Below are 25727 nucleotides of genomic sequence, written 5' to 3' on the forward strand. Positions count from 1 at the left end.
GTCAGGCTACCTCTCTTATCAGCACAAAGGCTTCCGCCGCCCGCCGACTGACGCAACTGCCCCGCACCTGCGCCAGCGCACGCAAGGTTTCAAAGGATCGTTCATTCGGAAAAGGACGAACCTGCGATTCAAAACAGCCAAAGGCCTCGATCTTCCGATCCAGATGCTCGCTGATGTCGATGAATACGTGCGGCTGAAACGGAGGCGTCAGATAAGGTGCCGCCCAATTGGTTTCCGACACCGTCTCATACGCGAGGATGCGCCTTGGATAATGGGCGCCAACCGGCCGCGCCGCGACCATCGCCGCCTCGAATATCAGGCCATGATCGAAATGCAGATCGCCGGGGAAGGGCAGGAATAATGTGTCGGCACGGCTCTCCGCCACCACGGCGGCGATGCCCTCATTCAACTCCGCGCGCGGCAGGCAATCCAATGCCGCCGCTTCAAAATCCAGGAAATGCGTCCTCGCGACGCCCAGCAGCTCATGCGCCTGGCGCGCTTCTGCCTGCACCCGCTCCACCTGCGACGTATCAAATCGCGGCGGCTTTCCCTGCGTCGCGATGACGACCTCGACATGGCGACCCATGGCGGCGAGGCGCGCGATCGTTCCCCCGCAGCCCAGCACTTCATCGTCGGGATGGGGCGCGATCACCAATGCGCGCTCTATGCTATCGATCATCGTCATGCCGCAGCCTTGGCCCGCCCCAATATGGCGTGGTTGGGCAGGGGCGCCTCCCGCGCCGTCTGCCACCGCAACACATGCAATCCCTGATCGTCGCCGCAGCGCACGACGAAGCCTTCCGCCATACGCTCGACAATCTGCCCCGGCATCGCGGCGGCATGATGGCGCAGCGGCACCAGCGCCGCCTCTTCGATGACGATCTTCTCGCCCGCATAGCTCGTCCAGGCACCGGGATAGGGATGACCGCAGGCTCTGACGCAGCGCCAGATCGCCGATCCCGGCGCCGACCAGTCGATCAGCGCATCTTCCGGCCGCCTGCGCGCGGCATAGGTGGCGCACCGCTCATCCTGTATCGTGAGCGTCGGCGATCCGCCCGCAATATCCTCAAGCACGCCCGGCAGCATCGCTTCCAGCGCGGCCATATGTTTGGCGTAAAGGGTGGCCGCCGTCTCATCCGGCGCCAGATGGAAATAACGCTGGCCAAGCAGCGGCCCGCTATCCACCCCCGCATCGATCAGGAAGAAGGAGGAAGCGGAAATGGGCTCATCCAGCAAGATGGTCCATGGAATGACGGCGCGTCCGCGCAGGCGTGGCAGTGGCGCGGGATGATAGCCCACGACGCCCCGCCTCGCGGTGGCGCGAAACTCCGCCCCGCAAATCTGCGACCAGCCGATCACGAAGATATAATCGGGCGCCAGATCGCGGATCGCCTGCAACGCCACATCGGAATTGATATTGGCGGTTCGCACCATCCGTGCCCCCGCTTTTTCGGCCTCGCCCGAAAGATCGACGAAATCGGAATGGCGATGGGCAAGGTCCGGCGGCAGGGTGAATACCGCCGCCAGATCCCATTGACGGGATTGGCCAAGGGCCGTCACCGCGACCCGCGTGCTTTCAACCGCGCCAACGACTATGGCCTTCATGCGCCCTCCTGATCGATGACTGGTTGGACCGTTCGCCGCGCACCGCCACGCTGATCGTCCGGGCAAGGATGGTGAGATCGAGCCACAAGGAGCGGTTCGCAATATACCACAGATCGAGCGCGATCTTGTCATGCTCACCCAGCAGCGTGTTGCCGTTGACCTGTGCCCAACCCGTCAGGCCGGGTCTGACCGCGCACCGCTGCCGTCCCCGCTCTCCGGCTTCCTCTATGGTCGCGGGCAGCAGAGGGCGGGGGCCGATCAGGCTCATGGTCCCTGTCAGGATGTTCCACAGCTGCGGCAGTTCATCCAACCTCGAGCGCCTGAGGAACCCGCCGATCCGCGTCGTCCGCATCGCGTCTGGCAACAACCGCCCCTGCCGGTCGCGGGCGTCGGTCATGGTCCGGAACTTGATGACGGAAAAGCGCCGCCCGCCCTTCGTCATGCGCACCTGCCGGTACAGCACCGGCGCACCATCGGCCAGCCTTATGGCACCGGCGATCACCGCCATGACCGGCAGCGCCAGCGGGAAAGCGGTGGCCGCGAACAGCATATCGATCAACCGCCTCACCCCCATCAGGATTCTCCGGCAAGGATCGGCGCGTTGACCCTCTTTCGCCCGGCCCGCCCGGCCGCGGGGCCGTTCATCTCCATGGTCGAAAGCAGCAGCGCATTCACCATCTCGACCGAATAATGGTCTTCAACCGTCTTGCGCGCCGCCATGCCCAATTGCGCGGGCAGGGTGGGCTGCTCGCATATCCGCACCATCGCGTCAGCTAGCGCCCCGGCATCGCGCGGCGCGACGATGAAGCCGTTCACCCCCTGCCTGATCGGCTCGCGGCAACCCGGCATATCAGTGGTGATCACGCCCCGGCCCACCGCCATCGCTTCCAATATCGTGCGCGGCAGGCCCTCCCTATACCAGCTTGGCAGCACGAAGATGCTGGCCTGCCCCAGAAAGGGGCGCACGTCGCGCGTCTCGCCCAGATATTCGATAATGCCGTCGTCCTGCCACTCAGCGATCGCCTCGCGCGAAACGGCGGCCGGATTTTCATCGAGAGGCCCAAGCAGTTGCAGACATACATCGGGAAACCGCGCCCGGACGATCCGGGCCGCTTCGACATATTCGATCAGCCCCTTGTTGCGCAGCAGCCGCGCGATCATCAGGAAAACAGGCGGTCCTTCCGGCAAAGCCGCCTGAGCATAATGGGAAAGGTCCACGCCCGACCCCGGCACTTGAATGACTCGGCTGTCGGGGCGCAGGATATGGTGGCGCAGCATCTCGCCACGGTCGTCGCTGTTGAACACGAACACCGCCTTGGCGGTGCGCAGCGCCTGCCGGTACAGAATGGACACGATCGCCCGCACATAGGGCAGCAGTCGCGATTCACCGTCGCTGAACACATGGCCAAGCCCGCTGACCATCGCATAGAAGCGGATGGACGGGAAAAACCGGCTGGCGATGCCGCCATAGATGATCGGCTTCTGCGTGTAGGCCATTACCGCGTCCGGCCGATGTTTCCGGAAGCAACCGATCAGCCAGCTCAGCGTGCCCATGTCGGCAAAGGGGTTCATCCCCGCCCGCGCCATGGGCATGGACAGATAGGTCGCGCCCATCGCCGCCAGCTTTGCTTCGATCTCGGGATCGCGGCCGGGCGCGCAGACAATGACCTCATGCCCGTTGCCGATCATTGCCGCGATCAATCGCCCGCGAAAATTGATGACCGAATAGGCGAGGCTGGCGATGACGATGATCTTCATGCGGTCCCGTGGCTGCTTCCGGATCGCCGCGCTATTGGGGGCGGCAAGCGCAACTATAGGACAAAGCAGCCGGAAAAGGCCGCACCATTCCGCACCTATACTTGAGGCCAGTCGTCCATCCTTTCGGATGACGAATAGGGGCGGGGATTTGATTTCTGCTCAAAGGGATAAGGCCTCTACCCCTCTTCGGATCGTACCTATGCCCAACTGCCCGGCGCCCACATCCGCCCTATTTGAAGAACATGATTGATCGCCAGCCAAGCTTCGTCGTTATCGGCGCCATGAAGGGCGCGACCACATGGATCGCTCATCAACTCCGCAATCATCCCGGCCTGTGGCTCCCTGACGCCGAACCGCATTATTTCAGTTCGAAATATGATCGCGGCCCGGAATGGTACGCCTCCCTCTTCGATCCTGCTCCGCCCGGCCGCATCATCGGGGAAAAGTCGGCCGACTATCTCGCGCATCCGCAAGCTCCGGAGCGTATGGCGACCATGCTTCCCGACGCCCGCCTCATCGTTCAGCTGCGCGACCCGGTTCAGCGCGCCTATTCCGATTATTGCATGCTCTTCCGACGCGGACAGGTAAGCGGCGACCCGCGCAAATATCTGGAAAGCGCCCAGCCTGAACAATCACGATTCCTGTCGGGCGGGCTTTACGGCGCACATCTGCGCCGCTTCCTGCGCCATTATCCGCGCGATCAGATCCACGTGATCCTGTACGAGTCGCTTCGGGAGCAGCCCGAACAGGTCATCGCGGACGTGTGCACCCATATCGGCGTGCCGGTGCACATCGCGCCCGAAGAGGTGGCCAGCCGGAAAAATGACAGCGCCAGCCCGATGTTGCCGCTGCCGTTGCGCCGTATGCTGCAACCGATGCGCCCGGTGCTGGACCCGCTCCGCTCCAACCCCCATCTGGCAAAATTGCGCGCGTCGCTGGCCGCGCCGATCCGCTACCCGCCCCTCACTGATGAATTGCAGCAGATGCTGCGCGATTTTTACTGCGAGGACCTGTTGATCCTGCAAGACACCCTCCAGATGGATCTGCGCCATTGGATTACCGGCGATCCTGCGACGAGGGACGCTCAAGCCGTGGCGGCGAAGTGATTCGCGCCGTCATTCTCCAGTAACGGCGGCGACTTATCTGACGCCGTATGGAGCATCGCCCCGACCCGTATGCATGTCCGCTAACCGCGGGACGGGCAACTGCGGGGGTACTCCGGAAAAGTCGGCCACTGACGATCATGCATGACGTAAATTGCCGACCATAAGGGAAGTGAGGTGCGCTGATGCCGGGTTTCAGGGTGGTTCGACCTTGGCTGTTGAACCTCTATGTCCACCGATTGCCTCGTTTTCGCGGGAAGTGGCGGCTGTTGTCGCCTTTTGCCTGGGTGCTGGATGGCACGCCGATCCGGTCAAGCTATGGCAATGTCCGACTCGCCTTCGATGTGCGCGACCGGACTCACCTGCTTGGGCTGACCGGGGAATATGGGGCGCGAGTCTCCGATGAGGTGGAATGCCTCAATCCCGGCGACTGCTTCATCGATGTCGGCGCCAATTGCGGCATCTTCACCCTGCTTGCGGCGGAGCGCGTGGGGCGGGACGGGCTGGTGGTCGCCTTCGAACCTTGCTTTCCCACCTTCGCAAAGCTGGTCCGGAATATAAGCCTGAACGTGTTTAGCAATGTTCTGCCCTTCAACATGGCGCTTGCGGCTCTTACCCGGCCCGACCTGCTCGACAATCGCGCGACAGGGCATTCCGGGCGCTTCTCCATCGCCAGCGAGCCTGTGGAGCAGGGGGAACGGGTCATGACATTGTCGATCGGCGACTTTCCCGGCCTTCTCAAGCTGATCGGCGAGCGATCCATTACAGTGAAGATCGATGTGGAGGGGTTTGAATATGCCGTCCTTCAGGGGCTGGCGCCGATCCTCGCCCTCCCGCAAACGCGTGCAGCTGTCGTCGAAATCGATCACCGAAACCTTCACCGCTATGGTGCTGATGCAGGCGAAGTCTTCACCCTGCTAGAGCGCCATGGCTTCACCCGCGTCGATCCTGACGGCGCAGGCGATCATTTCGACGCGGTTTTCCACCGCCGGACTGACACCGCAGTCCCCGTCGCGGCTTGTGCTAACGTCACGCCTTTTCGTCGGCGGCCTTCTCATGCCGCCCCCGTCTCGCTCTCGGCCGCTCGATCGACATCCCGCCTCGCGCGCGTCGCTGCGGCCCTGTTGGTGTTGGCAGGCGGCTGGTTTGCCATGGGCAAGGGCATATCGGTCGATCGCGGCCGGGCGGAGGAATATTTCATCAAGGAAGCCTTGCAGTCGCACAAAGTCGCGGAAATGCGGGCTGTCCTGCGCCGTTCGCCGCCCACGGTGTTCAACGTCGGCGAAGTCGGCTCCTTCGCCCGCATCGCGCTTCCCGTCCTGCCGCAGGGTTGGCGCATCACCGATGTACAGCTTTTCCCTTCCGACAGCGGCCCCAGCCTTCAGATGACCATCACCAACGACGTCAGCCGTCCGGTCTCCCTGTTCGCCGTCCGCGACGATGGCGTGGCACCCGCCAAACCGGAGGTGCTCACCCGCGATGGCAAGACCGTTGCTTATTGGCAGGAGGGCGAACTGGCCTATGCCCTGATCAGCAAGAAGAAGCAGCCCGCCGAACTCGATCGCCTTGCCGAGGATATCGCCGACAACGTCTCCTCTTAGAGCATCGTGCGCAAAAGTGGGAACCGGTTTTGCGCCTAAAACGATGCGAAAACAAAAAACTAGAGCGCGCGTCTTGCGTCCGATTTAACGCAGCGCGCTCTAGCGCGGTTAGCCAGCTCTCAGCGATCCACCTCGGCGGACGGTGTCTCTTCCTGTGTCAACGGCCCTTCCAGCCCGTTGCCAGTCCGCATCCGCGTGACGATGTTCCATGTCGCGATGAACAGCGCGGCGATCACCGGCCCGATGACGATGCCGTTGAAGCCGAACATGTCGATGCCTCCCAGCGTCGTGATCAGCACCACATAGTCGGGAATGCGCGTATCCCGCCCAACCAGCATCGGCCGTAGCAGATTGTCGATCAGGCCGATGACGAACAGGCCGCACACGATCAGGATGATCCCCTTGACCACCGCGCCCGTCGCCAGCAGGTAAATTGCCACCGGCACCCACACTAGCCCCGTGCCCACCGCCGGGATCAGCGAAAAGCATCCCATCAGCACGCCCCACAGCAGCGGCCCCTGTATCCCCAGCATCCAGAATACGACGCCTCCGATCATCCCCTGGACGATGGCCACGACGACGCTGCCCTTGATCGTGGCGCGGGTGACGACGACGAACTGCTGCATCAGCGCCCGCCTGTGCGTCATGCGCAGCGGCGCCGCGCGATCCAGCCGCGCCGCCAGCGCCGGTCCATCCCGCAGCAGGAAGAAGGTAAGGTAGAGCGTCACACTGAGCGCGACGAAGAAGCTGAACGCGCTCTGCCCGATCTGGAAAACCTGCGCCGCGACGGATCGAAAGCTGTTGGCAATCCCCTGGCCCAGCATGTCGCGCACCGCCGCGAAATTGGTGATGCCCACGCGTGCCAGCAGGTTCGAAGCCCAATCCGGCAGGCTCGCCTGGAATGCATTGAACATGGCGGGGATATTAATCTGCCCCGACTGTATCTTGGCGTAGAAAAGCCCCGCTTCCTGCACCAGCGAAACAGCCAGCACGATGGCGGGCAGGATGACGACCGCCACGATCAGCGACAGCGTCAGCCCTGCCGCGCTATTGGGGCGGCCCGGCATCTGCCGCAGCAGATTCTGGTTGATCGGCCCGAACAATATGGCGGCGATCACGCCCCACAATATGGCCGCGAAAAACGGCTCGATCACCAGCGCAAAGGCCACCGACACCAACAGGACGAAGCCCAGAAAAACACCGTCTTCGATGCGGACATTCTGTGGCTTGCCGGTCATGTTCGCGCTTTGGCAGAAATCGGGGGCAAAAGTCCATCTTCCGCGCGATGGCGGCGCTTTTGCACTGCGACCAACGTCCGCTGTGTCAAAAAGGTCGCAGTTGCTTCAATTTTCCCTGACCGATTGAATCCGCGTCGGCGAAGCGTAAGAGCTTCAAGGATAACCATCGGAAAGCAGGACATGGCAAAACCCGAATCCTGGCGGCTGAGCCCGGAAGCCTACAGCTTCATCACCAGCATCGATACGCGCTTCCAGGATATCGACACGATGGGCCACATCAACAATGTGGCCATATCGGGCATCTTCGAAACCGCCCGCATCCGCTTCCACCATCATCTCGGCCGTCACCCGCAGGAACAGGGCGTGCGCTGGCTCGTCGCCGCCGTGTCGCTGAACTTCGTGGAGGAATCGCACTTCCCCTATCCGTTCGAAGTGCATTGCGGCATCGGCCATATCGGCCGCACCAGCTGGACCGTCAGCTCCGCCGCCTTCCAGAAAGGCGTCTGCGTCGCCACCTGCGACACCACGGTCGTCACCCACGGCTCGGAAGGCCGCCGCGTCATCGACGCCAGCCTGCGCGAAGCCATGGAACGCAACTTCCTGCGCCAGCCGACCTAAACCGCTAGCGTCACCCCAGCGAAAGCTGGGGTCTCGATGAGCTGGGCCGCGCCGTCTCCCCGGACCACCGTCCCTCACCTCCGTTCGCCCTGAGCTTGTCGAGCCGAAGGCCGGCGAAGCCAACGGCTTTCCTTTCTTAAGAGAAGGGAAGGGGGAGTGATGAACGGGTGGAGTGAGATCAGCCCGCAAACCCATCCATCCGCCGCGCCCACTGAAAGGCGATCACCGCACCCTTCACCGGCTGGATCATAACCGCCGCCAGCACCACGGCTAGTCCGGGCCAAAGCGCTGCCTGCACGCCTAGTGGAATGGCAAGCGCATGGTTCACCTCGATCATCAAGGGCACTAATATGTGCCCCAGCAGCAGGATCACGATATAGGCGGGAAAATCATCCGCCCGCGACACATCCCACGCCTGCCCACAGGCATTGCAGGCCGGACTGGGCTTCAGGAAGCCCGCGAACATCGCGCCCTCACCGCAGGCGGGGCACCGGCCGCGCAGTCCTGAAGTCAAGGCCGGGCGAAGCGGACGCGCCACGGCATCTGCGGAAGGATGATTGCTCATCCGCGCTCCCTATGGCCGCACGGCGGACTGTGCAACACAGGTTTAACCGCCTGCCTCCCTTTCGCCCGGCCAAAAGGCTGTTAAGACGGCCCCCATGCGACTGCCGGGTCCTTCCGAAGCCTTTGTCCTGTTCGACGATGCGCGAGAGCGCAATCCCGCGCCCGCGCGCCTTTACCGCGACCCGGTGGAGATCATCTGCGCCAATTGTCTTGAGGATGTGCAGCCCGCCCTCGACCGCATAGCCGAAGCGGGCGAATTGGGCCTCCATGCCGCCGGTTACATGAGCTACGAGGCTGGACTGATGCTGGAGGATCGCCTCCAGCCGATCGCCTTACAGGATGATCGCGGGCCTGCCATGCCGCTCCTGTGGTTCGGCCTGTTTGAAGGGCATCGTCTGATCGATCCAGCGCTGATGCCGGACCTGTTGCCCGATCCCGCCGCCGCCAGCATAGAAGCGCCGCAACCGCTGCTGGACGAGCAGGCCTATCGCGCCGCTTTCACTCAGGTGCAGGAATATATCCGGGCAGGCGACATCTATCAGGTCAATCTAACCTTCCCCTGCGCCGCGCGCTTCGATGGCGACCTCATGGCGCTCTATGCCGCGATCCGTCCCCGCCAGCGCGCGGGCTATGGCGGCATCATCCGTACCGGCGCGCATAATATCCTCTCCTTCTCGCCCGAACTCTTCTTCACCAATGTGCGCGGACAACTGACCGCCCGCCCCATGAAGGGCACCGCCCTCCGCTCCGCCGACCCGGCGCGCGACGCGGCACTGGCGCGCGAACTGGAGGAGGACATCAAGCAGCGCGCCGAAAATCTGATGATCGTCGACCTCCTGCGCAACGATCTGTCCCGCGTGTCGCGCGCGGGAACCGTGATCGTCCCCGACCTCTTCCATGTCGAAACCTATCCGACGGTGCACCAGATGGTCTCGACCATCCGCGCGCGGCTGCTGCCCGGCCTCTCGCCAGTCGATATCTTGCGCGTCCTCTTCCCCTGCGGATCGATCACCGGCGCGCCAAAGGTGCGGGCGATGGAAATTATCGATACGGTGGAGGCATATCCGCGCGACATCTATACCGGCACGATGGGTTGGATCGATCCGAACGGAGACGCCGCCTTCAATGTTGCCATTCGCACGATTTGGGTTGAAGAAGGCAGCAGGGAGGGGCGCCTGGGATTGGGTTCGGCCATTGTCGCGGACTCGGATGCGGCATCCGAGTGGGCGGAATGCCTGGCCAAGGGGCGCTTCCTCACGACCGCAGGACAGTAGGGGGCTTGAATAGTTTCGATGTCATTGGCTGACGGACGGTTCGACCTGCTCGAAACCATGGCTTTCGATCCGGTCGACGGTATCAGGCTGCTCGAACTGCATCTCGAACGGTTGAAGGCGAGCGCTGCGGCACTCGATTTCAGCTTCGACCGCCATGAAGTTCGCAATGAACTGCAAGCCGCGACCTTCCGCCTGCGCGAACGCAGCCGCCTGCGCCTTCTCGTCTCGCGGGGCGGTTCGATCGCCATCGAGGTGCGCGAACATCGCACCTGGCCGCAGGCGATCATGCAGGTGGCGATCGTGCCCCGTCAAAGCTCCGCCGACGACCTCCGCCTCGCGCACAAGACGACCGACCGGGCCATCTACCGCGACGCGCTGAAACGCGGCGGCACTTATGAAGTGCTGATGACCGATGAGGAAGGCTTCCTCACCGAAGGCTGCTTCTCCTCCATATTCGTTGAACGCGGCGACAAGCTGGTGACGCCCCCACTGTCGCGGGGTCTCCTTCCCGGCGTCCTGCGCCACAGCCTCATCGAAATGGGCGAAGCGGTCGAAGACGACCTCAAACCCCGCGACCTCGCCAAGGGCTTCTTCATCGGCAACGCCGCCCGAGGCATGGTCGCCGCCTCCCTAGTAAAGTAAAAATCCTCCCCATCGCAGATGGGGAGGGGGACCAGCCAAAGGCTGGTGGAGGGGAGCGCCCAATGGGCGCCGCAGCCCCCACCCCCATAAACCCCGTCATCCCAGCGTCGGATCTCAAGCCAGCTTGCGCTACCCCTCAAGATTCCAGCGTCTGCTGGAATGACGAAAACCAACTGGCGGTTGCCCACCGCGCGATAGCGCACTAAGGAGCCTCGCGTCCGCCCGCGCGGACTCACTATCCATCAGAAAGAGTGTCACGATGAGCCAGACTTCCGCTGCCCTCGGTCGCATCCAGCCCTCCGCTACCCTGGCGATGAGCGCGCGTGTGAATGCCCTCAAAGCCGAAGGCGTCGATGTCATTGGTCTCTCGGCGGGCGAACCCGATTTTGACACGCCCGATTTCGTCAAGGAAGCGGGCATCGCCGCGATTCGCAAAAACCTGACCCGCTACACCGATGTGGACGGCACCGCCGATCTCAAGGATGCGGTCGCCTTCAAGTTCAACCGCGACAACGGCCTGACCTACAAGCGCAGCCAGATCAGCGTGAATTCGGGTGGCAAGCACACCCTGTTCAACGCGCTGGTCGCGACCGTCGATGCGGGTGATGAAGTCATCATCCCGGCGCCCTATTGGGTCAGCTATCCGGACATCGTGAACTTCGCGGGCGGCACCCCCGTCTTCGTCGAAGGTCCCGCAAGTCAGGGCTACAAGATCACCGCCGCCCAGCTCGACGCCGCGATCACGCCACGCACCAAGTGGTTGATCCTGAACTCGCCTTCCAACCCCTCGGGCGCGGCCTATTCGGCGAGCGAGCTCAAAGATCTGGGCGAAGTGCTGCGTCGCCACCCGCACGTCCTGATCATGACCGACGACATGTATGAGCATGTCTGGTACGCGCCGACCCCCTTCGCGACCATCGCGCAGGTATGCCCGGACCTTTATGAGCGCACGTTGACGGTGAATGGCTGTTCCAAGGCTTTCTCGATGACCGGCTGGCGCATCGGTTTCGCCGGTGGTCCCGAATGGATCATCAAGGCGATGGGCAAGCTCCAGTCGCAGTCCACGTCGAACCCCTGCTCGATCAGCCAGGCGGCCGCCGTCGCCGCGCTGACCGGCGATCAGGACTTCCTTGAAGAGCGCAACGCCGCCTTCAAGAAGCGCCGCGACATGGTCGTATCGATGCTGAACGACGCGCCGGGCCTCGACTGCCGGACGCCAGAAGGCGCCTTCTACGTCTATCCCGACGCCAGCGGCCTGATGGGCAAGACCACGCCCAAGGGCCAGCTGGTCGACACCGACGAAAAGCTGATCGGCTATTTCCTCGATGAAGCCCGCGTCGCCGCCGTCCACGGCGCCGCCTTCGGCCTCTCGCCCGCCTTCCGCATCAGCTACGCGACTTCGGAAGAAATTCTGGCCAAGGCGTGCAAGCGCATCCAGGAAGCCTGCGCCGCCCTGAAGTAAGTCCCCTAAATCCTCCCCATGCCGAGCATGGGGAGAGTCGAAGAGAGGCAGGTGTCTCTCTTCGACAGCGAAGCTGGTGGAGGGGAAAAGCGCGCCACCTCTCGCAAAAAACCCCACGCCACCTTGCAGCCAGACCAAGCTCACCTATATTCCGTTTCAACTTGAAACTAGATATCCGGCCTCGTTCACCAGAGGCTAACCCATAAGCTGCTAATCCCCGTCCTTCCGGGCCAAGATAGAAAGGAAGAAGGCCATGCTGACATTCCTCAAATCCGACCTGTTCCTGCGTTTCTTTGGCGGGTTCGTGATCGGCTCCGCTGGCCTGTTCGCCTTCCACCTCGCTGAGCCGCCTGCGCTCACTACCCCCGCCATGGCCGCGCCCGAAAGCATGCCCCAGGCCAATTCCAATGCGGCCCTTTAACGCCTTCCTCATCGCCTTCTCGGCGGCAGCCGCCGTCGCCTCTCCCCTGCGCGCCGAGCGTCCGGTCCTCGCGCCCACGCCCGCGATAGATGCCCCCGCCACGCGCAAGCTCGAAACCGCTGTCTTCGCGGGCGGTTGCTTTTGGGGAGTTGAGGGTGTCTTTTCCCACATCAAGGGCGTCCGTCTCGTCACGTCGGGTTTTGCTGGCGGCCCGTCCAACCTCAAGGTCGATTATGACCGCGTCAGCCAAGGCGGTACAGGCTTCGCTGAGGCGGTCCGCGTCACCTACGACCCTCGCCAGGTCAGCTATGGCACCTTGCTGCGGGTCTTCTTCTCGGTCATCGCCGACCCCACTACGCTCAATTATCAAGGCCCCGATCGCGGCACCCAATATCGCAGCGCGCTCTTCCCCCTTACTCCGGGGCAGGACAAGGCGGCTCGCGCTTATCTGGCGCAGCTGGACAAGGCGGGACTTTGGCGCGACCCGATCGTGACGAAGGTCGAACGCTTCACCGGCTTCCAGGCTGCGGACGCCTATCATCAGGATTTCCTGACCCGCAACCCGCGCCATCCCTATATCAAGCGTTGGGACATGCCCAAGCTCGCCGCGTTCAAGGCGATGTACCCCAACCTCTACAACGCCCGTCCCTCAGCCTGAAAAGGACATAGCCATGACCCCGACCCAAGGATTGAAGCTTCTGTCGACCTTGGACGAGGATGGTCGGCTGACCGTGGAACTGGCGGAGGAGACGCTACCGCCGCCTCGGGCGGACAAGGTGCTGGTCCGCGTAGAAGCGGCGCCCATCAACCCGTCAGACCTCGCCCTGCTTTTCGCCTCCGCCGATCTTGAAAATGCTGATTACAGCGAAGGCCGGATCGTTGCCCGCATGCCTGACGCGGCCCGACGCGCGCTGGCGGGGCGAGTGGGTCAGCCCATGACGATCGGCAATGAAGGGGCTGGCACCGTCATCGCCGCTGGCGAATCCCCGGAAGCTCAGGCCCTGCTCGGCAAGCGCGTCGCCCTGATCAGCGGCGGCATGTTCGCGCAATATCGCATCGTCAACGCCCGCGCCTGCATGGTCTTGCCCGATGACGTGACGGCGGAGCAGGGCGCGTCCGCCTTCGTGAACCCCATGACGGCGCTTGGCTTTGTAGAAACCATGAAGCGGGAAGGTCACAAGGCCATCGTCCACACCGCCGCCGCCTCCAACCTGGGCCAGATGCTGGTGCGCATCGCTCAGGAAGACGGCGTTCCGCTGGTGAACATCGTGCGTAACGACGCACAGGTGGCGATCCTCGAAGGGATCGGCGCGGACCATGTGGTCAACAGTTCGGCAGAGGACTTCCCCGCTCAGCTTGAAGCCGCCATCGCAGCCACCGGCGCGACCATCGCCTTCGACGCGATCGGTGGCGGCAATCTCGTCAGCCAGATCCTGCATGCCATGGAACAGGTCGCCAGCAAGGACGCGCCCTACAGCCGCTATGGTTCCGACAGCCCCAAGCAAGCCTATATTTACGGCGCCCTCGACCTGTCCCCTACCATCCTCACGCGCAGCTTCGGTTTCGGCTGGTCCGTTGGGGGCTGGTTGCTCTTCCCCTTCCTGCAAAAGGCGGGACCAGAAACCATCGAACGGATGAAGCAACGCGTGATGGACAATATCACGACCACCTTCGCCAGCCACTATAAGGGCCATATCTCGCTGTCCGAAGCACTCAACCGTGAAGTCGTGCTAACCTACAATGCCCGGCGCACCGGCGAGAAGTACCTGATCGTCCCAAACTAAGCTGGAACGGGGAGCTTCAGGAGCGCTGAAGCGGCGCTCCTGAAATCGTCAGTGTCAGGACGCCATCTGGTGCAGCGCGCAAAGCTTGTTGCCCGCCGGGTCGCGCAGATAGGCGAGGTACAGCTTGCCCATGCCGCCGTCACGAACACCGGGCGGATCTTCGCAAGTCGTGCCGCCTGCCGCGATCCCCGCCGCATGCCATGCATCTGCCTGCTCGGGCGAAGAGACCGAAAAGCCGATGGTTCCGCCATTGGCCGCACAGGCCGGTTCACCGTTGAGCGGCTTGGAAATGGCAAACGCGCCGGTCGGCGTCATGTAGAAGACACGGCCTTTGTCGTCGACGAACCCCGGCGAGACGCCCAGAGCGCCCAGCGTCGCATCGTAAAATTGCTTGGATTTCTGAATGTCGTCGGCACCAACCATGATGTGGCTGAACATATGCATCCTCTCTGCCATTTCGAGCGGTTGGCAACCAACCGCGCTCACTGGCTAGTTTAGGAAGGGCTTCGAATAATGGAAGCCGGAAATGTCCACGCGCATTGAGGAGAGGCGATGAGAGCGCAGCCTATCTCCGCCGAACCACAGCAAATGGGCGGAGCCTGAACCCAGACCCCGCCCAAAATGCATCTACCAAAACCGGCAAGCCTTATTTCGGCGCCAGCACCATCAGCATCTGGCGACCTTCCATGCGCGGATAGGCTTCCACCTTCGCGATCTCGCCGACATTCTCCGCCACCCGCTGGAGCAGTTGCATACCAAGCTGCTGGTGCGACAGTTCGCGGCCGCGGAAGCGCAGGGTGATCTTCACCTTGTCGCCGTCGCCGATGAAATCATGGACCTTCTTCATCTTCGTATCATAATCATGATCGTCGATGTTCGGACGCATCTTGATCTCTTTGAGTTCCTGCGTCTTCTGGGTCTTGCGGGCGATATTCGCCTTTTTCTGGGCTTCGTACTTATATTTGCCGATGTCCAGGAACTTGCAGACCGGCGGATCGGCGGTCGGCGACACTTCGACCAGGTCCAGCCCGATCTCATAGGCGCGCTCGATCGCCTCCTGCGTATACATCACGCCCAGATTTTCGCCTTCGTCGTCGATCACGCGCACTTTGGGCACAGTGATGAACTCATTGTAACGGGGACCGGACTTAGGCGGCGGCGCCATCGGGCGGCGCATCATTGGGGGACGTATAGCGGCTTCTCCTATGGTTGCTTACAAAACGGCTCTGGCGGCCTTTAGCGCAAAGCCGAAAGGGGCGGCAAGTCCGCAGTTACGGAATCACCGGCCCCATGTGGCATCGCTGCCTCACCGCATATCGGGGGCGAGCACTTCTTTTGCAAGACGCTGGATGACATCATCAACGGCAAGGACGCTTTGCCCTTCCTTACCCAACGCACGCAGCGCCACCGTGCCTTCATCGGCTTCGCGACGCCCGACGACCAGCAAATTGGGCACTTTGGCAAGGCTATGCTCGCGCACCTTGTAGTTGATCTTCTCATTACGGACGTCGACTTCAGCGCGGATCCCGGCGGCACGGAGCTTCTCCACCACCGCGTTCGCATAGTCGTCCGCGTCCGAAACGATAGTCGCGACAACCGCCTGCACCGGAGCGAGCCAAAGGGGGAATTTGCCCGCATAATGTTCGATCAGGATGCCGATGAAGCGTTCATAGGAGCCGAAAATCGCCCGGTGGAGCATCACCGGCCGATGCCGTTCGCCATCTTCGCCCACATAGGATGCGTCGAGTCGCTCCGGCAGCACCCGGTCGGACTGGATCGTGCCGACTTGCCAGGTCCGTCCGATCGCATCGGTCAGATGCCATTCCAGCTTGGGTGCATAGAAAGCGCCTTCGCCCGGCAATTCCTCCCAACCATATTCTGGCGTGTTGAGGCCAGCGGCCGCGACAGCGTTACGCAGTTCCTCCTCGGCCTTGTCCCACATCTCCTCGGTGCCGAAGCGTTTCTCCGGACGCAGCGCCAGCTTGATCGAGTAAGTGAAGCCGAAATTCTTGTAGATCCGATCCGCCAGCTCGCAGAAGGCCCGCACCTCCGCGACGATCTGGTCCTCGCGGCAGAAGATATGCGCATCATCCTGCGTGAACTGGCGCACCCGCATCAACCCGTGCAGCGCCCCATGCGGCTCGTTCCGGTGACAGCAGCCATTCTCATAGAAACGCAGCGGCAGGTCGCGATAGCTTTTGATCCCCTGCTTGAAGATCAAAATGTGCGCCGGGCAGTTCATGGGCTTCAGCGCCATCCAGTCGACATCGTCGGACACCAGCGGCCCTTCATCCTCGACATTCGGCACCTCGTCGGGGATCACGAACATATTCTCGCGATATTTGCCCCAATGGCCCGACTGCTCCCACTGGCGCGCGTCCATCACCTGCGGCGTCTTGACCTCGCGATAGCCCGCATCGTCGATCGCGCGGCGCATATAGGCTTCCAGCTCCCGCCAGATCAAATAGCCCTTGGGATGCCAGAAGACCGACCCATGCGCCTCCTGCTGGAGGTGGAACAAGTCCATCTCCGCGCCCAGCTTGCGATGGTCGCGCTTGCCCGCTTCTTCGAGGCGCGTGAGGTGCGCGTCCAACTGCTTCTTGTTAAGCCAGCCGGTGCCGTAGATGCGGGACAGCATCGCATTCTTCTGATCCCCGCGCCAATAAGCCCCCGAAACGCGCGTCAGCTTGAAAGCATTGGGGTCGAGCTTGCCGGTCGAAGCCAGATGCGGCCCGCGACACATGTCCAGCCACTCCCCGCCGGACCAGTAAACGGTCAGTTCCTCGCCCTCGGGCAGCTCTGCCGCCCATTCAGCCTTGAACGTCTCGCCTTCCGCCTTCCAGCGCGCGATCAGGTCCTCGCGCGTCCATACCTCGCGGCGGAGCGGCTTGTTCGCAGCGATCAACTCCCGCATCTTCGCTTCGATCGCGGGCAGGTCCTCCTCGGTAAAGGGCCGGTCCTTGGGTGCGAAGTCATAGTAGAAGCCGTCGTCCGTCGCAGGGCCGAAGGTGATCTGCGTCCCCGGAAACAGCGCCTGCACCGCTTCGGCCAGCAGATGCGCAAAGTCATGCCGCGCCAGTTCCAGCGCGTCCGCCTCATCCTTGCTCGTCACCAGCGCGAGTTGAGCATCGCCCTCCAAGGGCCGCATAATATCGCGCAACTCGCCATCCACCCGCGCCGCGATCGCCGCCTTGGCCAGACCCGGCCCGATCGCCGCTGCAATATCCGCCGGAGTAGTGCCGGGCGCGACTTCACGCACGGAACCGTCGGGCAGGGTGATCTTGAGCATCGCGGACAAGGGACAAGTCTTTCTGTGATTGGATGGCAGCGCAAAATGCCGCGCTTTCCCCATAAATGGGCGGCCCCGTCTGTCAATAGAAGGGACCCTTGCCAAGGAACGCTGATGCAGGCATGTTGAATGTGTTGATATATCATTCAACAGGAGGGGTTCATGGCTTCAAGCTTCGTCCAATCCAACGCGTCTCAGCCCGAACAACCGATGGGCGAGATGAATACCACCCCATTGATCGACGTGATGCTGGTGCTGCTGATCATGTTCATCATCACGATACCGATCCAGACGCACAGCGTCGGCGTCGACCTTCCCCAAACGCCTGACACGGTGACGCAGCCGCCGATAAACCCCGTCAAAAACAGGCTGACGATCGATGGGGAGGGCGTGCTGCGCTGGAACGGGGCGGCAATCGATCGGCTTACTCTGCGCCAATATCTCGCCGCGTCCCTTGCGAAGCCTGTCGAACCGGAGTTGCAGTTCCAGCCCGCCGCTGACGCCCGCTATGTCGTGGTGGACGAAGTGCTCGCCGACATTCGCCGAGCGGGCGTCAAGAATATGGGCTTTGTTGGTAACGAGCGCTACGCCACCTTCTAACGGAAGGACCGCCAACATGATCCCCCTTGACCAGTCGTCCGGCGCATAGTCTTTTGCTGCCGGGGACTACAGGGGGGATCATGGACCAGGAACGCTTTTACGGCGAGAGCTTTGCCTTTGAAGGAAGCTGGCGCGAATACATGATGGTCGGGGATTTTGGCGGTCGCTTCTGCCACACGCCCGCCGGGGATGCCGCGTTGCGGACGTTGGCGGAAAGGATTGATCCCCATCATGAAGCGCGCGAAATCACGCTTGCCAACATCCCGATGGTCAATGCGGTAACGCTGCCCGGCGGTCGTATCATCCTGTTCGACGGCCTCATCCAGCAGGCGGCCTCGCCCGACGAGGTCGCGGGCGTCCTGGGTCATGAACTTGGCCATGTGCGGCACCGCGACACATTGACCGGCCTTGTCCGCCAACTTGGTCTTAGCGCTGTGCTCGGCGGAGCGGGGGGCGGCGCAGGCAGCTATCTGAATGGGGTGCTTGCGCTCAGCTATGGGCGGGAGGCTGAAGCGGCCGCCGACAGCGTCGCCATCGATCAGATGCGCGCCGCCAACATTTCCCCCGCCGCCACTGCGGCCTTCTTCGAAAAGCTCGGCGGCAAGGAGGCAGATCGTGGGGAAAGGGCCATGACATGGCTCTCCTCGCACCCGCTCTCCGCCGATCGTCGCCGCCGTTTCGCCGACGCGGTCAAGCCGGGTTCGGCCTATCGCCCGGCCCTCGACCGCGTTTCGTGGCAGGCGCTGCGCTCCTCCTGCGCGGCCGACCCGAAGGTTGCGAAATTCTGGGGAAAGCCCTTCTGATCAGGCGAAGATCAGGCGCGCCTGATCCCCGGTCTCCTGAAGAAACGCGACTGGGCCGCTGATGGAAATGCCGTCCGGCAATTCACTGGCGGCGACATCATGCAGTGCCATGCCGCTCTGGCAGGCAAGGATGCCGACATCCAGCGCCAGCGCCTCGGCGATCAATTGGCTAAGGGAAGGCAGGCCCGCCGCCAGATGCGCGGCATCCTCTGGTGCTTGGACGGGCTCCCGCAGCAGCGCCACGGCATCCAGTTGCAGGAAGATGCTGGCCGCTCCGCCCAACGCCGCCTGCGCGCTCGCCAGCACCAGTGCGCCGCGCAGCCGCTCTGCGTCAGCCGTGGCGACGACGATCCTCAGCTCGCGCATAGTTCGGCGGTGCAAGCTTTGCAGCCGGGGTCTTTGGTGATGCTTACCGTCCGGAACCGCATGGAAAGCAGGTCGGCTAGCAGCAGCTTGCCCGCCATGTCCGTGCCGAAGGGCACCAATGCGCGAATGACCTCCAGCGCGGCCAGGCTCCCCATCACGCCGGTAAGAGCGCCAATCACCCCTGTCTCAGCGCAGTTCCGCTCGGGCGCATCCTGCGGGTCGCCGACAAGGCAGCGATAGCAGGGCTGATCGCTCTCCCAGCCGCGATAGGTTGCGAGCTGCCCCTCAAACGGTCCCACCGCCGCTGACACCAACGGGATGCGCAACCGCTGCGCGCAGTCCGCCACCGCCAGCCGCGTCGCGAAGCTGTCGCACCCGTCCAGCACAACGTCCGCCTCGCGCAGCATCAGCGCGGCATTCTCCGCATCGATCCGGGCATTGATGGGGATCAGCTTCACATCGGGGTTGAGCCGCGCCACCGCCGCCATCGCCGCCTCCGCCTTGGCCGCGCCTATGTCGCCGGTGCCGAACAGAACCTGCCGCTGCAAATTGGAAAGCGCGACATGATCGTCATCGATCACCCGGATGGTGCCGACGCCCGCCGCCGCGAGATAGAGGATAGCGGGACTGCCGATGCCGCCCGCGCCGATCACGACGACATCGGCTGAGAGCAGACGCGCCTGACCCACGCCGCCAATCTCCTTGAGGACGATATGGCGGGCGTAGCGTTCCAGCTGCTCGTCGGAAAGGGTCATGAGCTACTCACTCCCGTCGATCCGAAACCACCCGAACCCCTGACCGTCTCGTCCAGTTCCTCGACCTCGGCAAAGCGCGCCATCTGCACCGGCGCTGCGACCAACTGCGCGATCCTGTCACCCCGCGTGATGACGAAGGGTTCCTCTCCCAGATTGATGAGGATGACCTTCAACTCCCCGCGATAGTCCGCATCGATCGTGCCGGGCGTGTTGGGCAGGCTGATGCCATGCTTGAGCGCAAGGCCCGACCGTGGCCGCACCTGGACCTCATAGCCCTCAGGGATCGCCATCGCAAAGCCGGTCGCTACCGCATGCCGCCCGCCCGGCGCGAGGGTGACATCCTCAGCCGACACCACGTCCATCCCCGCCGCATGCTCGGTCGCATAGGCTGGCGCCGGTAGTCCTTCACCATGGGGCAGGCGCTTCAGACGGATTTCAATCGGAGAGAGAGGGGAGGACATTGGCAACCTTTTCGATGATTCGGGTGGCGACGGCATCCTTGGGCAAATGCTCCCAGCTTTCGATGCCGTCCGCCGTGACGATATGCACGCTGTTGCTGTCGCCGCCCATCACGTCGCCTGACACATCATTGGCGATGATCCAGTCCGCACCCTTGCGCGCCAGCTTGGCCTGCGCATGTTCGGCAACCTTTTCGGTCTCGGCAGCAAAACCAATGAGCAGGGCAGGGCGCCCGGCATGTTTGCCCAAGGTGCCCAGAATGTCGGGATTCTCCACCAGCGCCAGCGGCGCAGGCTTGCCTGACCCATCCTTCTTCAGCTTCTGTCCGCAAGCATCCGCCGTGCGCCAGTCGGCAACCGCCGCCACCATGATCGCCGCATCGGCGGGCAGCGCGCCCTCGACCGCCGCCAGCATCTCCCGCGCGGTTTCCACATCGACGCGATCCACGCCCGCAGGCGTAGCCAGATGCACCGGCCCAGCGACCAAAGTCACCCGCGCACCAGCCCGCGCCGCCGCCGCCGCGATGGCAAAGCCCTGCTTTCCCGAAGAGCGATTGGCGATGTAGCGCACCGGGTCGATCGGCTCATGCGTCGGTCCAGCGGTAACCAGAATGTGCCGCCCTTTAAGCGGCAGTTCCGCGCCCTCAAAGTCCGGTTGCCCAGCAAGCGGATCTTTCACAGCCGGGCGTTCAAGCAGTCGCTCAACCTCTTCCACGATCGCTTCCGGCTCAGGCAAACGCCCCTTGCCGAACTCGCCACAGGCCATCTCGCCGCTATCCGGCTCCATCAGGTGGACGCCATCGGCATGCAAGCGCGCCAGGTTCCGCTGCGTCGCTGCATGATGCCACATGCGCACATTCATCGCGGGCACCGCCAGCACCGGCTTGTCGGTGGCGAGCAGCAGCGTCGTCGCCAGATCATCGGCAATGCCATTTGCCATTTTGGCGAGGATGTTCGCCGTCGCGGGCGCGACCACGACCAGATCAGCCTGTCGGCTCAGCTGGATATGCCCGATCTCCCGCTCTTCCTTCAGGTCGAACATGTCGCCATAGACATGGTCCTCGGTCAGCACGCCCAAGGACAGCGGCGTCACGAAATGGGTGGCGCTGTCGGTCAGCACCGCGCGCACAGCGATGCCCCGCTTTTTCAGCAGCCGCACCAGCTCCAGCGACTTATAGGCCGCGATGCCACCGGCGACGATCAGGAGGATGCGGCGCTGAGTCATAGTTGCAGATGTAGCAGGGCCGTAACGACCGCTCCAGTCACTGCGGCAATCCCCGCCACGGCGGCATAGCGCCACCCTCCGCCGATGCGGATGAGCCGGACTTCGGTCAGCGGCGGCGGCGGCGGTGCACCGCCCTTCTCGGGGAAGGCTTCCTCGATCCGCCGCACAAGACCGGGCAGCCGCTGAAGCGTCCGCCAATTCTCGATCAGCGCATCGGCCGCCTTCGCCTCCGGCCCTAGCTCCGCACGCAGCCATTCCTTCACATAAGGGCCGCTCGTCTCCCACAGGTTGATGTCGGGATCGAGCGCGGTCGCCACGCCCTCCACCATCACCATGGTCTTCTGTAGCAGCAGAAGGTGCGGCTGCGTCTGCATGTCGAAGTCGCGGGTGATGGCGAACAACCCGTCCAGCATGCCCCCGACCGAAAGCTCGCGCACCGGCTTGCCCCGCATGGGTTCGCCCACGGCGCGCAGGGCGGTCGCGAACTCCTCGACATTATGGTGGCCGGGCACATATTGCGCCTCGAAATGGATTTCGGCGACCCGCTTGTAGTTGCCGGTAATCAGGCCGTAGAGAATCTCCGCCAGCCACATGCGCGCCCGTCGGTCGATCCGCCCCATAATGCCGAAATCGATCGCCACGATGTCGCCATTGGCGGTGACGAACAGGTTCCCCTGATGCATGTCGGCGTGGAAGAAACCCTCGGCGATCGCCTGCCGCAGGAAAGCGTTGACCAGCCGCGCGCCCAGTTCCTTCACATCATGACCCGCCGCGATCAGGGCGTCGCGATCGGAGATCTTGATCCCGTCGATCCACTCCATCGTCATGACCTTGCCGGTCGTGCGATCCCAATCGATCATCGGCACGCGATAGCCCGGCATCGCCTCCATCGCCTCGGCGAGTTCGGATGCCGAAGCAGCTTCGCGGCGCAGGTCCAGCTCGCGCGCGGTCCAGCGCTTCATGTTGGCGATGACCAGGCGCGGCCGTAATCGCGCGACCTCGCCGCCCAGCATCTCCACATGGGCAGCGGCCCATTCATAGGTCTGGATGTCGCGGTTGAACTGATCCGTGACTCCGGGCCGGATCACCTTGACCGCCACATCGCGGCCATCCGTGGTGACGGCGCGATGCACCTGCGCGATCGATGCAGCGCCTACCGGCACCTCGTCGAAGCTGCGATAGATGCTCTCCAGCGGACGCCCGAAACTCTGCTCGATCTGGGCGCGAATGGTCGCGAAGGGAACGGGCGGCAATGCGTCCTGCAAACGCAGCAGATCGTCCGCTGCCTGCTCTCCTACCAGATCGGGACGGGTCGCCAAAGTCTGCCCCAGCTTGATCGCCGCAGGTCCGATCGCCTGAAAGGCATCGGCATAGCGCGGTTGCTTAGGGACTCGTGCCCCCACCCGCGCCAATCGCACCAGCCGCCTTACGGGCGTAGGCGTCAACGGATCGCGCTCAATCCCCCGCAGCGCCCCATGCCGCGCCAGCGTCCGGCCCCATTTCAGCAGCCGCCAGATATGCGTGATGTGAGAGGGCATCCTATACTAGCCCCTCCCTTTCAAGGGAGGGGTTGGGGTGGGTGCGCCGCATAAGCGGCGCTGTACCGCCCTCGTCATGGCAATTTCTCGCCTTTTTCGCCGCTATTTTGGAGCGAACGAATTTCATCTCGAACTGCCCCACCATCAAATCTTCCACCCCGAATGGATCGCCACCAACCCACCCAGGATCGGCTCGACCTTCGTCTGCACGAAACCAGCCTCCCGGATCATCCGCTCGAATTCCGGCATAGGCGGAAAGCGCCGGATCGATTCGATCAGATACCGATAGCTGTCCTCATCATCGGCGAGCAGCTTGCCGAGCTTTGGCACCAGCCGATGCGAATAGACATCATACACGTCGGAAAAGCCCGGCCAGGTCGTCGTCGAAAATTCCAGGCAGAAGAATCGCCCGCCAAATTTCAACACGCGGTGCGCTTCCCGCAGCGCCTTGTCGATATGCGTCACATTGCGAATGCCAAAGGCAATCGTATAGGCGTCGAAGCTGCGGTCGTTGAACGTCAGTTCTTCCGCATTCTGCTCCGACCAGATCAGCCCTTCCAGGCCTTTCTTCTTCGCGCGCTCGACGCCCACCGCGAGCATTTCGGGGTTGATGTCCGACACGGTGACGTTGGCACCATACTTGGCCATGCGAAAGGCGATGTCGCCCGTGCCGCCCGCCATATCGAGGATCGCTTCATCCTTGCGCGGCTTCACGCGCCCGACAAACTGGTCCTTCCACAGCCGGTGCGCGCCCACGGACATGGCGTCGTTCATCAGGTCATATTTGGACGCGACGTTGGAAAAGACCGCGCGCACCATCCCCTGTTTTTCAGAGGCATCCACATCGCGATAGCCGAAAGAAGCAGTGTCGTTCATGGGCCAGCCTCCTAGAGCATTTGCATGTCCGGTGGAAACACCCCAGATCGGCGAAAATGTTCAGTGACTTGTCGGCATAATTCGGCCTGACGATCCGATCGCTATCCAAGAGAGATTTGAATGCCTGAACTGCCCGAAGTCGAAACCACGGTCGCTGGCCTCCGGTCGGTCCTGGAGGGCACGGTTCTGACCCGTGTCGAACCACGCCGTGCGGATCTCCGCTTCCCCATACCGGTCGATCTGCGGCAGCGGCTGACTGGCGCGACCGTCACATCGCTGTCCCGTCGCGCCAAATATGGGCTCATCGAAACCAATCGCGGCGACACGCTGATCTTTCATCTTGGCATGTCGGGGCGTTGGCGAATCGATCCTGCGGAGATCGGGACCCATGACCATCTTCTGATCGAGACCGGAAACGGACATCTGCTCTCCCTTAACGATCCGCGTCGCTTCGGCTCGATCGATCTTGTGCGCACCGACGGCTCCCACGCCTACGGTCCCTTCACCCGCATGGGGCCGGAGCCACTCGGACCCGATTTTTCGGCCAACTATCTTGCGCAGGTGCTGAAAGGGAAGGCGACATCGATCAAAGCGGCGCTGCTCGATCAGCGAATCGTGGCGGGGCTCGGCAACATCTATGTCTGCGAAGCGCTCAACATGGCGGGCATCTCCCCAACGCGCGAGGCGGGGCGGATCAGTCGGGCGCGGCTCGGTCTTTTGGCCGACGCGATTCGGGAAGTGCTGACAGCCGCGATTGCGGCCGGAGGCTCCACCCTGCGCGATTATGCCCGACCCGATGGAGAGCTTGGCTATTTCTCCAAACAGTGGCGCGTCTATGGCCGGGAAGGCGAAAGCTGCGCCTGTGGCGGCGTGATCCGGCGACGCGTGGACGGCGGACGGTCGACCTTCTACTGCCCGAAATGCCAGAAATAGCACGCGCCTTCCCGTTGACGCTTGGGCTTATCCCCTGTAAGGGGCGCACCTTCACGGGGGACGGCTGGCGATTCCGGCTGACCCTTTCACGAGATTTGACGAGACCGAGGACTTTAAATGGCCAATACGCCGCAAGCCAAGAAGCGCATCCGCCGCAACGCACGCCGCGCCGAAATCAACGGCGCCCGCATCAGCCGGATCCGTACCCTGGTGAAGAAGGTCGAAGCCGCTCTCGCCGCTGGCGACAAGTCGGCTGCGGCCACGGCGCTTCAGTCCGTCCAGCCTGAACTGGCGCGTGGCGTCGCACGCGGCGTGCTGCACAAGAACACCGCGGCTCGCAAGTTCGGCCGTCTTACGAAGCGGGTCAGCGCGCTCGCCTGAGCCGCTCCACTCGATCGTCACGTAAAAGTCAAAAACCCGTCCCGCTCTGGGGCGGGTTTTTTCATGATTCCGTCACGTAGCCGTAACGGACATCCGCAGATTCCCGCGATTCCCTCGCGATTCGAGCAAAAAGGTACATAAGTGTACATTTGCTAACTATCTGAATTTGCGTGATATTCTGCTCATTTTGCCATTTCCCCCGGTTTTCCGCGTCAACGTCTTTATTTCATATTTTTGAAGGGCCTTGCCCTTGATCAGGCGAAGATTGCCTGTCTATTTTCAATTCTCTGATCGCCACTCGAATCGATTCCGGTGATCGTCATTAGGTTGTTTTTGCGCAGACTTGTTGGGGAAGCTCCCGCTTTTCCAAAGGGATTTTTGCGTCTGATGGTCCCTGCCCGGCAGGGGCACAGTTGATGGGGGTCGACTGTTT

General features: G+C 62.8%; 28 protein-coding genes. 13 read left to right on the forward strand and 15 right to left on the reverse strand.

The genetic code is table 11. The features are described 5' to 3' along the window. Position 1 precedes the first annotated feature (1 nt). The 4 genes from IZV00_RS14015 to IZV00_RS14030 are packed head-to-tail and all read right to left on the reverse strand — an operon-like array spanning position 2 to position 3363. A complete protein-coding gene (locus IZV00_RS14015; RefSeq protein ID WP_196225185.1) occupies positions 2 to 685 on the reverse strand; it encodes a PIG-L deacetylase family protein in 684 nt (227 codons plus the stop codon). Continuing rightward, positions 682 to 1605 carry a methionyl-tRNA formyltransferase gene (locus IZV00_RS14020; protein WP_196225186.1) on the reverse strand — a complete coding sequence of 308 codons (924 nt, stop codon included), beginning with the start codon at positions 1603 to 1605 and terminating at the stop codon, positions 682 to 684. The genes IZV00_RS14015 and IZV00_RS14020 overlap by 4 nt, the downstream gene beginning before the upstream one ends. Further along, positions 1577 to 2179 (reverse strand): sugar transferase, encoded by a 603-nt coding sequence (locus IZV00_RS14025; RefSeq protein WP_196225187.1) that lies wholly within the window; start codon positions 2177 to 2179, stop codon positions 1577 to 1579. Before IZV00_RS14025 ends, IZV00_RS14020 begins: the two co-directional genes overlap by 29 nt. Next, the gene (locus tag IZV00_RS14030; protein ID WP_196225188.1) at positions 2179 to 3363 is read right to left on the reverse strand and encodes a glycosyltransferase family 4 protein; all 1185 of its coding nucleotides are present in this window, start codon (positions 3361 to 3363) and stop codon (positions 2179 to 2181) included. The genes IZV00_RS14025 and IZV00_RS14030 overlap by 1 nt, the downstream gene beginning before the upstream one ends. 242 nt (positions 3364 to 3605) lie before the next feature. Here IZV00_RS14030 and IZV00_RS14035 point away from each other — a divergent pair, with 242 nt between their 5' ends. Then, entirely contained in the window at positions 3606 to 4469 is an 864-nt protein-coding gene (locus tag IZV00_RS14035; protein WP_196225189.1) for a sulfotransferase family protein, read from the forward strand. Between the two features lie 266 nt (positions 4470 to 4735). Further along, entirely contained in the window at positions 4736 to 6067 is a 1332-nt protein-coding gene (locus tag IZV00_RS14040) for an FkbM family methyltransferase (RefSeq protein WP_196225190.1), read from the forward strand. Between the two features lie 119 nt (positions 6068 to 6186). On the opposite strand, the gene IZV00_RS14045 is transcribed toward IZV00_RS14040, so the two are convergent. Further along, the gene (locus IZV00_RS14045; RefSeq protein ID WP_196225191.1) at positions 6187 to 7305 is read right to left on the reverse strand and encodes an AI-2E family transporter; all 1119 of its coding nucleotides are present in this window, start codon (positions 7303 to 7305) and stop codon (positions 6187 to 6189) included. A gap of 180 nt (positions 7306 to 7485) precedes the next feature. Between IZV00_RS14045 and IZV00_RS14050 the strand changes: the two genes are divergently transcribed. After that, complete coding sequence (locus IZV00_RS14050; RefSeq protein WP_196225192.1) at positions 7486 to 7923, forward strand: acyl-CoA thioesterase; 438 nt, start codon at positions 7486 to 7488, stop codon at positions 7921 to 7923. 178 nt (positions 7924 to 8101) lie between these two features. On the opposite strand, the gene IZV00_RS14055 is transcribed toward IZV00_RS14050, so the two are convergent. After that, positions 8102 to 8488, reverse strand: coding sequence for a DUF983 domain-containing protein (locus tag IZV00_RS14055; protein WP_196225193.1), 387 nt, complete (start codon positions 8486 to 8488; stop codon positions 8102 to 8104). Between the two features lie 94 nt (positions 8489 to 8582). On the opposite strand from IZV00_RS14055, the gene pabB reads away from it, so the two are divergent. From pabB to IZV00_RS14085, 6 genes are all read left to right on the forward strand, one after another. Beyond that, complete coding sequence (gene pabB, locus IZV00_RS14060; protein ID WP_196225194.1) at positions 8583 to 9761, forward strand: aminodeoxychorismate synthase component I; 1179 nt, start codon at positions 8583 to 8585, stop codon at positions 9759 to 9761. Positions 9762 to 9779: 18 nt separating this feature from the next. Continuing rightward, positions 9780 to 10403 carry an aminotransferase class IV gene (locus IZV00_RS14065; RefSeq protein ID WP_196225195.1) on the forward strand — a complete coding sequence of 208 codons (624 nt, stop codon included), beginning with the start codon at positions 9780 to 9782 and terminating at the stop codon, positions 10401 to 10403. A 259-nt stretch (positions 10404 to 10662) separates the two neighbouring features. Then, positions 10663 to 11865, forward strand: coding sequence for a pyridoxal phosphate-dependent aminotransferase (locus IZV00_RS14070; RefSeq protein ID WP_196225196.1), 1203 nt, complete (start codon positions 10663 to 10665; stop codon positions 11863 to 11865). Between the two features lie 253 nt (positions 11866 to 12118). Continuing rightward, positions 12119 to 12286 (forward strand): hypothetical protein, encoded by a 168-nt coding sequence (locus IZV00_RS14075; protein ID WP_196225197.1) that lies wholly within the window; start codon positions 12119 to 12121, stop codon positions 12284 to 12286. Beyond that, on the forward strand, positions 12273 to 12944 hold the full coding sequence (gene msrA, locus IZV00_RS14080) for a peptide-methionine (S)-S-oxide reductase MsrA (protein WP_196225198.1): 672 nt from the start codon (positions 12273 to 12275) through the stop codon (positions 12942 to 12944). Before IZV00_RS14075 ends, msrA begins: the two co-directional genes overlap by 14 nt. A 13-nt stretch (positions 12945 to 12957) precedes the next feature. Further along, on the forward strand, positions 12958 to 14070 hold the full coding sequence (locus IZV00_RS14085; RefSeq protein ID WP_196225199.1) for a zinc-binding dehydrogenase: 1113 nt from the start codon (positions 12958 to 12960) through the stop codon (positions 14068 to 14070). Between the two features lie 54 nt (positions 14071 to 14124). Here IZV00_RS14085 and IZV00_RS14090 read toward each other — a convergent pair whose 3' ends face one another. The 3 genes from IZV00_RS14090 to thrS form a co-directional block, all read right to left on the reverse strand. Next, complete coding sequence (locus tag IZV00_RS14090; RefSeq protein WP_196225200.1) at positions 14125 to 14508, reverse strand: VOC family protein; 384 nt, start codon at positions 14506 to 14508, stop codon at positions 14125 to 14127. A gap of 208 nt (positions 14509 to 14716) precedes the next feature. Continuing rightward, positions 14717 to 15250: a translation initiation factor IF-3 gene (gene infC, locus IZV00_RS14095; protein WP_021238112.1), complete on the reverse strand. Its 534-nt coding sequence runs from the start codon at positions 15248 to 15250 to the stop codon at positions 14717 to 14719. Positions 15251 to 15376: 126 nt separating this feature from the next. Next, a complete protein-coding gene (thrS, locus tag IZV00_RS14100) occupies positions 15377 to 17359 on the reverse strand; it encodes a threonine--tRNA ligase (RefSeq protein WP_196226682.1) in 1983 nt (660 codons plus the stop codon). A 162-nt stretch (positions 17360 to 17521) separates the two neighbouring features. On the opposite strand from thrS, the gene IZV00_RS14105 reads away from it, so the two are divergent. Together IZV00_RS14105 and IZV00_RS14110 are read left to right on the forward strand one after the other, a co-directional pair. Then, complete coding sequence (locus IZV00_RS14105; protein WP_196225201.1) at positions 17522 to 17959, forward strand: ExbD/TolR family protein; 438 nt, start codon at positions 17522 to 17524, stop codon at positions 17957 to 17959. Positions 17960 to 18039: 80 nt separating this feature from the next. Beyond that, a complete protein-coding gene (locus IZV00_RS14110) occupies positions 18040 to 18762 on the forward strand; it encodes a M48 family metallopeptidase (protein WP_230463236.1) in 723 nt (240 codons plus the stop codon). Here IZV00_RS14110 and IZV00_RS14115 read toward each other — a convergent pair whose 3' ends face one another. From IZV00_RS14115 to IZV00_RS14140, 6 genes are all read right to left on the reverse strand, one after another. After that, a complete protein-coding gene (locus IZV00_RS14115) occupies positions 18763 to 19128 on the reverse strand; it encodes a DsrE family protein (protein WP_196225202.1) in 366 nt (121 codons plus the stop codon). Continuing rightward, positions 19116 to 19883 (reverse strand): HesA/MoeB/ThiF family protein, encoded by a 768-nt coding sequence (locus tag IZV00_RS14120; protein WP_196225203.1) that lies wholly within the window; start codon positions 19881 to 19883, stop codon positions 19116 to 19118. Before IZV00_RS14120 ends, IZV00_RS14115 begins: the two co-directional genes overlap by 13 nt. Next, positions 19880 to 20344 (reverse strand): dUTP diphosphatase, encoded by a 465-nt coding sequence (dut, locus tag IZV00_RS14125; protein ID WP_196225204.1) that lies wholly within the window; start codon positions 20342 to 20344, stop codon positions 19880 to 19882. Before dut ends, IZV00_RS14120 begins: the two co-directional genes overlap by 4 nt. Then, complete coding sequence (gene coaBC / locus IZV00_RS14130; protein ID WP_196225205.1) at positions 20319 to 21566, reverse strand: bifunctional phosphopantothenoylcysteine decarboxylase/phosphopantothenate--cysteine ligase CoaBC; 1248 nt, start codon at positions 21564 to 21566, stop codon at positions 20319 to 20321. The genes dut and coaBC overlap by 26 nt, the downstream gene beginning before the upstream one ends. Then, positions 21563 to 23104, reverse strand: coding sequence for a 2-polyprenylphenol 6-hydroxylase (gene ubiB / locus IZV00_RS14135; protein ID WP_196225206.1), 1542 nt, complete (start codon positions 23102 to 23104; stop codon positions 21563 to 21565). The genes coaBC and ubiB overlap by 4 nt, the downstream gene beginning before the upstream one ends. Positions 23105 to 23248: 144 nt before the next feature. Beyond that, positions 23249 to 23980, reverse strand: coding sequence for a class I SAM-dependent methyltransferase (locus tag IZV00_RS14140; RefSeq protein ID WP_196225207.1), 732 nt, complete (start codon positions 23978 to 23980; stop codon positions 23249 to 23251). 120 nt (positions 23981 to 24100) lie between these two features. Between IZV00_RS14140 and mutM the strand changes: the two genes are divergently transcribed. Together mutM and rpsT are read left to right on the forward strand one after the other, a co-directional pair. Beyond that, on the forward strand, positions 24101 to 24913 hold the full coding sequence (gene mutM, locus IZV00_RS14145; RefSeq protein ID WP_196225208.1) for a bifunctional DNA-formamidopyrimidine glycosylase/DNA-(apurinic or apyrimidinic site) lyase: 813 nt from the start codon (positions 24101 to 24103) through the stop codon (positions 24911 to 24913). A gap of 117 nt (positions 24914 to 25030) precedes the next feature. Continuing rightward, a complete protein-coding gene (gene rpsT, locus IZV00_RS14150) occupies positions 25031 to 25294 on the forward strand; it encodes a 30S ribosomal protein S20 (protein ID WP_196225209.1) in 264 nt (87 codons plus the stop codon). Positions 25295 to 25727 lie beyond the last annotated feature (433 nt).

Origin of the sequence: Sphingobium sp. Cam5-1 (assembly GCF_015693305.1) — a bacterium.
In the GTDB taxonomy this organism is placed as follows: domain Bacteria; phylum Pseudomonadota; class Alphaproteobacteria; order Sphingomonadales; family Sphingomonadaceae; genus Sphingobium.